1 protein-coding gene is annotated in these 3,091 nt (G+C 40.6%); it reads left to right on the forward strand.

From position 1 onward, the window contains the following. Nucleotides 1-46: 46 nt before the first annotated feature. Nucleotides 47-3,091, forward strand: a 3,045-nt coding sequence (locus tag BHECKSOX2_RS08515) for a C80 family cysteine peptidase (RefSeq protein WP_180323732.1), incomplete at its 3' end; no start/stop codon positions are given.

The raw sequence follows: 3,091 nt of genomic DNA on the forward strand, positions 1-3,091 counted from the left end.
AGGTCGAGAAACGAAGTACCAAAAACAGTTTGATAGATTAAGCGTAATGACACGCAAGTGTGCAAAGAATACTCTTGCCTATCATTTAGAAAATAGATTTAACAAGGGAGGGATAGATATTGATGTAAGGGCAGATATGTTAAAAGACATTGCTGGCTTGAGTCTTAGAGATCAACTCAAACGCATTGAAGGTGCTAAAAGTGAATTTGAAAGGTTGCTAAGTCAAGATGAGATTAACCTTGCTAAAAATGCAGCTCAAAAAGCTTGGACTGAGGAATGTGTGAGAAAGGCATCAAAGATTGTTAGTGACATTACAAAATCTCAACGAGCGTTAAGTGCATGGAAGAAGATAACAGTAGTAAATGAGCTTGAAGTTTCTCCTGGCCCTAGGGACACACATTATGTTGTTGTTCAGTTAGAAAATGATCCAGCCATAGTAGAGAGTTCGGTAGATATGACAGGCAAACATTTCGAAAACTCCACGCTGATTCAAATGGATAAAGAGGGAGGCTACCAGATTGTGCATGGACCTAAATTACACAAAATAAAAGCAGATAATATTAAAATACTATTTTCTGGACATGGTAACGAAGGGTTAAAAACTACAGGACGCAAAACAGCTAATGACATTGCTAACATTGTTGCTACATTAAGAGGCGTTTTACCCGTTCAATCAAGTATTGATACAGTCGCTATGAAGGGATGTAATCCAGGCGCTGATTTTAGTAGAGATGTTGCAATGGAACTGAAAGCAAGGAACATTGAAACCAAGGTCAGTTCTAGATTAGGTTCGTCAAGAACAGAATCAGCCGGTAGAAACACAGTTAACAATCGTTATCATCTTGACGAAGGAAAAGTTGTTTGGGCCTACAAAGACGGTGAATTAACTCAGCTTGACCCTTACACAGACGACAATTATCATCTTGTTGTTTCTGTGGGTGATGATGGTTTGCTACAACTAAATAGATCAATAGAAGGCTTGGAAGGTAAGTTAAAAATTCGTGTTATGGCAAGTGATTTTGATACTACTTTGGCAGCACTGAAAGAACTAGGAAGCCGACTGCCTGATGGCGCTTCAATGGCAGAAATAAACATAAAAATGGGTGATGGCAGTGTAGACTGGTATGCCACACATGGTATGTTTGGTTACTCGGGTCTTGTGAGTGATTTAAGCAGCAGGTTTAATGCAAATGTGTTGGTATACAATCCTTCAGGTCCGAATAGAGGCTCATATGCTTATCGTTATGTATATGGTGAATACACAGCAGTAGATAGAGTAGCAGGAGCGAATGAGGCGACCAATGGTTTTGCATTTCTCGATGCACAGACCTTAGGCTATGTTACTTTTTCCTACGAAAAAGACAGATCTTACCCTGTATACAATTTCGCAAAAAAACCCAATATTGACAATATAATTCTAGCCACAATAGATTCAGACAGTTATTCCAAGCAAGAACTGCTGAAACAATTTAAAGATGCAATAAATCTGATTAAAGGTCCTGTCTCTAAAATAGGAATCATAACAGAAAACAATAAAATAAGTGTCGATGATTACAAGGCTATGGTGAGTTTTTTATCTAGAGAGCTGCATATTGAAGTTGAGGCGTATAACACCTACGCTCAAACCAAACCATGGCTATCCATAAACCCTGGCGACTCTCAAGTAACAGAAGACCTTGGCGCAAGACACCTAGGCGAAACCCAACCCTACAACGACAAAAAACTCCAATCCTGGGAGAACTTAACCCAAGAACAAACCAACAAACTAACCACAGAGTCCCAAAAAACCAAACCTGATCTAGCCAACCACGACCATCAAATCCTATTCCAAACCGAATCCGATGACAATGTCAAAGACAGCACCCTTAAACTCGCCTTCAAACACCCAACAAAAACCACCATCGTGCAAATGGACAAAGACGGCGCCTACCGAGTGGTTTATGGCACTCAGCTTAAAGACATCACAGGCAAAGTCAAAATGGTGGCTGTGGGTTACGGCAGAGAAGCAGAAGACGGCACTCAAACACTGGGCGGTAGAAGTGCTGATGCGTTAAGCACAAATATTACCACCATCACTCAAACACTAAACACAGACGCTGTTACTATAAAACATATTAGTCTGGTAGGTTGTAATCTAGTCTCAGACAATCCCACTGATGACAACACCAGCACTTACGGCGCAGAAATGTTGCGGCAACTCAAACAAACAGGTGTTGAAAGCATTAGCGCTAGAAGCGAGTATGTTGCCATTGATCCAGACGGCAAAAAACTCACCTCAAGCACCGGCACAAGTGAGTGGAGACACAAAGACAGCAAAGCCAAAACACACTATAGTTTTAATGAGTTTACTGGCGAAGTAGAGAGCCGAGTTTACAACAGCGAAGGCACTTTAGTAAGATACAATGGCAAGCATTTAAGTAGCAACAACTCACAATATCAAACTAATATAGTCCTGCAACTCTCAGATAATGAGACCGTTAGAAATGCCACAAATGCCCTAACCAGCAAACACCCAGACAATAGTTATATTGCCAAAATGAACGACAATGGCAAACTCACAGTTTATGATTTAAGTGGCAACGAAGTCAGCCTTAATGTCAATGGCAAATACCGTATCAATGTAGTGGCTCACGGATCTGAAATGGCAGCAATAGGCGCTGAACAACTCGCTACCTATATCACCGACTTACAAACAAAACTTAGAATAGAACAAACAGAGCAAGGTCGTATTGCCTTAGTGGGTTGTGAAACAGACAAACCCTCTTCAAGTGGCACTTCAACTGAAATTACCTCTTTAGCACAATTAGTTGCACAAAGATTGTATGACGGCGGTAATGGCACCATCAACGCCGAAGTAACTGGCAGAACAACACAAATAGAAGTCAATGCGAATGGCACCAAAACCATGCTAACAGGAGGAACCAAGACAGTTTATAGCTGGGATACAGATAAAGGAGGAATAAGCCAAAAAACTGAAACGGTTAAAAACCACAGTGAAGCGCTAAAGAACCCATTGATCAATCTTAATGAAGAAATACAAAGATTGGAAGAGTTGCTTAAATCCACATCTGAAAAGCAAAGTAAGCATTCT

The sequence above is a fragment of the thiotrophic endosymbiont of Bathymodiolus puteoserpentis (Logatchev) genome (assembly GCF_900127505.1).
Lineage (GTDB): Bacteria > Pseudomonadota > Gammaproteobacteria > PS1 > Pseudothioglobaceae > Thiodubiliella.